Annotated in this window: 3 protein-coding genes and 1 pseudogene; 2 read left to right on the top strand and 2 right to left on the bottom strand. The window is 69.5% G+C overall.

The features are described 5' to 3' along the window. On the top strand, positions 1 to 612 hold a 612-nt coding region (locus tag VGZ32_RS06875), incomplete at its 5' end, for a permease (protein ID WP_326885006.1). Here VGZ32_RS06875 and VGZ32_RS06870 read toward each other — a convergent pair. Further along, positions 609 to 1,409 carry a LuxR C-terminal-related transcriptional regulator gene (locus tag VGZ32_RS06870; RefSeq protein WP_326885005.1) on the bottom strand — a complete coding sequence of 267 codons (801 nt, stop codon included), beginning with the start codon at positions 1,407 to 1,409 and terminating at the stop codon, positions 609 to 611. The two genes, VGZ32_RS06875 and VGZ32_RS06870, sit on opposite strands and share 4 nt — an antisense overlap. 307 nt (positions 1,410 to 1,716) lie before the next feature. Here VGZ32_RS06870 and VGZ32_RS06865 point away from each other — a divergent pair, with 307 nt between their 5' ends. Next, positions 1,717 to 3,438, top strand: coding sequence for a sigma-70 family RNA polymerase sigma factor (locus VGZ32_RS06865; protein ID WP_326885004.1), 1,722 nt, complete (start codon positions 1,717 to 1,719; stop codon positions 3,436 to 3,438). Between the two features lie 28 nt (positions 3,439 to 3,466). On the opposite strand, the pseudogene VGZ32_RS06860 reads toward VGZ32_RS06865, so the two are convergent. Further along, a pseudogene (locus tag VGZ32_RS06860) lies at positions 3,467 to 3,659 on the bottom strand (Lrp/AsnC family transcriptional regulator); the annotation flags it as partial.

Below are 3,659 nucleotides of genomic sequence, written 5' to 3'. Positions count from 1 at the left end.
CCCGACTCGTTCTGGGGGCACTTCTTCCTCGCCTCGCACCCCCTGGCTGCCCGGGTGTGGGGGCCGCTGATCGGCCCGCTGGTCGCGATGCTGAGCTTCGTCTGCTCCATCGGGAACGTGCCGCTGGCGGTGGTGCTGTGGAAGGGCGGGATCAGCTTCGGCGGCGTTGTCGCGTTCATCTTCGCCGACCTGCTAATTGTGCCGATCCTCAATATCTACCGGAAGTATTACGGCGCGCGGATGGCACTTTTCCTGTTGGGCACTTTCTACGTCGCGATGGCGGGGGCCGGGTACGTCATCGAGCTTGTGTTCGGCGGGCTTGGGCTGGTGCCCGACCAGCGCGCGGCTCACCTGCCGACTGACGGCGTTTCGTGGAACTACACGACCGTTCTCAACATCGTGTTCCTCGTGCTGGCCGCGGTGCTGGTGGTTCGGTTCCTGCGCACCGGTGGCCGAGCGATGCTTTCGATGATGGGCGGCTCACCAGATCAGTCGCATGACCACAAGCACCATCACGAACACGGGACGGCGGGGTCGGATGCCCGGCCAGCACGCCGCTCCCGCCGAGCCACCCGACCACGTCCGTCACATACGACGACAGATACTCCTTAAGGGCTGGCGCCCTCCGGTGTCGCAGCCATCTGGGCGTTCTTATATCCGTAGACTGCGGCGAGGGCTCCACTTCGGCCGTGCACACCCAGCTTGCTGAATAAGTGCCTTTGGATGCTTTCGACAGTCTTCACCGAGACGCGCAGCGTGTGCGCGGTCTGCTTCACCGAATATCCCGCCGCGGCCAGGCCGATGATCTCGCGTTCGCGCGGAGTCAGTCCGACCGGCTCGGCGGTCGGGCCGCCGCTGGCGAGCAGGCCGCGCCGCAGCGCCACCGCGACGGCCTGCGTCTCGCCGTGCACGTCGAGCTTCGCGAACACCCGCCGCTTGTGGTTCTCCACGGTCGCCGGGCGGACCCCGAGCGCCGTGCCGATCTGCGCGGACCGCAGCCCGAGGCCGAGCAGCCGCAGGACGTCGAGCTCGCGCGGCGTGAGGCGGACGCCGTTCACGGCCTCACCAGTCTCTCCTTCGGCTGTGGGTGACGTCAGCCGCCTGATCGCAGACGCCAGGGACGGCAACCCGCCCGCGTAGTTCACCAGCCGGTCGAAGCCGGCCACGTGCAAGCGCCGTACCTCTGCACGGCTCAGCGAGTGGTGCAGGCCGATGCTGCGCAGCGGGGAGCACTCGCGCAGCCGTTCGAGCAGCCGCACGGCGCTCCACCCGGCCGGGTCCGCTTCGAGGATGGCCAGGGCGGGACGGTGGATGCCGCAGGAGCACAACAGTTCGCGTCCGTCGCGCACCACCGCGACGGCGACCAGGCCGGCCCGGCGGTCGAGCCAGTCCGCTAAGAGGCCGCGCAAGAGGGGATCGCGGCACTGCAAGACGATCGAAGTGGGTGGCCGGGCACTGTCGCCCGGCAGTGATGGCGACATGGGGAGCCCTCCGGGCGAACACGCGCGAGCACGCTCGCGGTCCAACTTGCGCCGAGGGAGGGTCCGAAGCGTGCAAATGTTTCGTTCGGAAAGTAACTTAACAACACCAAGTGCGCAAGAGTTCGAAACCCTCTCTTGGTTTTCGGCACCCTCGCGGTGTGGCAACGTGAGTCCCCGCGGATTTCCGGACGCGATTTCTGTGACCCGGGGCCCCGGCGTGGTGTCTCCGAAAGTGATGGCGCCCTTCGAAGCCGACTTCGGGGGGCGGGAGACGGACGCGGACAAGGGCACCGAGGCGAGGTTGACGATGGTCTGGCAGACGGATCCGACGCGGGCGGGCGCGATACCGGTGGACCTGCGGCTGGTCGAGGCCGCGCGGGCCGGGGAACAGGACGCGCTCGACGAGCTGATCGCGCGGTACCTGCCGCTGGTCTACAACATCGTGGGCCGGGCGCTGGCGCGGCGCGGGGACGTGGACGACGTGGTGCAGGACACCATGCTGCGCGTCGTGCACGGGCTGCCCGGGCTGCGCGATCCGCAGCGGTTCCGCTCCTGGCTGGTCGCCATCACGATGAACCAGGTCCGCGAGCACCACCGGTCCCGCGGCATCGATCCGGCCCCGCTGGACGAGGTCGCGGAGGTGGCCGACCCGGGCGCGGACTTCGTCGACCTGACGCTGACCGAGCTGGGGCTCTCCGGGCAGCGCCGCGAGGTCGCGCAGGCCACCCGGTGGCTCGACCCGGACGACCGCCATCTGCTCTCCCTGTGGTGGCTGGTCACCGCCGGGCACCTGACCCGCGGCGAACTGGTGAACGCCCTGGAGCTGGACCCGCACCACGTGACGGTCCGGGTCGCGCGGATGAAGGGGCAGTTGGAGGGCGCCCGGCTGGTGGTGCGGGCGCTGGCTGCCATGCCCGGCTGCTCCCGCCTCGCCGACGCGGCCGCCAGCTGGACAGGCAAGCCGGCTCCCCTGTGGCGCAAGCGCTTCGCCCGGCACATCCGCGAATGCGAGTACTGCTCGAGCGACGTCCAGGAGCTGATTCCCGCCGAACGGCTGCTCGCCGGGCTGGCGCTGCTCCCGTTGCCCGTCGGATACACCGCCTACATGCTGTCGTCTGTGCACGCGGTCGGGCTGACCACGCCGACGGAGCAGATCCGAATACCGCAGAAGCACAACGGATACGGGGCACATCGGCGCGGCGGCCACGGCGGGTCGTTCTTCGCGAAACCGGTGCTCGGGTTCGCGGTGGTGACCGCAGCGGTCGGCATCGGCCTCGCGGTCGTCTACGGGGTCAAGCCCGGGGCGACGACGGCCGCACCCGCGCCGGGACCTGTAGCCGTCTCGGTGACCGCGACGGCCCAACCCTCATCCGCTGCGGCGATACCCCTGCCCTCGACCATCGCAGCCTCCCCTTCGGCAAGTCCGTCCCCTTCAGCGAAGCCCTCACCGCCGCCGACGCACACCACGGCACCGGCCGCCCCGCCGCCCAGCACCGGCTCCTCCTCCACCACGACGACGGCGTCCGGCGTCGCCTCGGGCCCGGTGCAACAGGTGCTCGCGCTGATCAATCAGGCCCGAGCGAGCGCGGGACTGCCCGCTTACACCATCACCTCAGGCCTGACGTCCAGCGCTACCAAGCACAATCAGACAATGGCCGGTGGCTGCGGCTTGTCTCACCAGTGCCCGGGTGAGCCGGCGCTCGGCGACCGGGAGACCGCCGCCGGGGTGCAGTGGACCAGCGCCGGGGAGAACATCGGCGACGGCAGCCCGGTATCGGACACCGACTCGGCGATCGGCCAGATGGCCGTCGGCCTGACGCAGGACATGCTGAACGAGAAGCCGCCGAACGACGGGCACCGGCAGAACATCCTGAGCAGTTCGTTCCACCACATCGGCATCGCGATCTACCGGGACGGCAGCGGGACGGTTTGGATGACGCAGGACTTCTCGAACTAGCCGAACCCGTAGGACCAGTCGGACCAGGTCAGGCGTCGAGCGGGCCGGGCTCCTGCTTGTAGGCGGGTACCCGGCTCGGTCGTTCGCGCTGCTCGGAGTCCAGCAGCGGCAGGTAGCGCGGCGCGACGATCGGCGACAGGGCTATGACACTGGTGGACCGGGCCACGGCCGCTATCCGGTTGATCCGCAGCAGCGTCTCCTGAAGCCCTTCGTTGGAGGTC

The sequence above is a fragment of the Actinocrinis sp. genome, from assembly GCF_035938995.1.
In the GTDB taxonomy this organism is placed as follows: domain Bacteria; phylum Actinomycetota; class Actinomycetes; order Streptomycetales; family Catenulisporaceae; genus DASZGI01.
This window is presented reverse-complemented; position numbering and strand designations above follow the sequence as displayed.

Coding starts and splice junctions, on each gene's coding strand:
- VGZ32_RS06865 (WP_326885004.1), top strand. CDS start 1,717: ATGGCGCCCTTCGAAGCCGACTTCGGGGGGCGGGAGACGGACGCGGAC.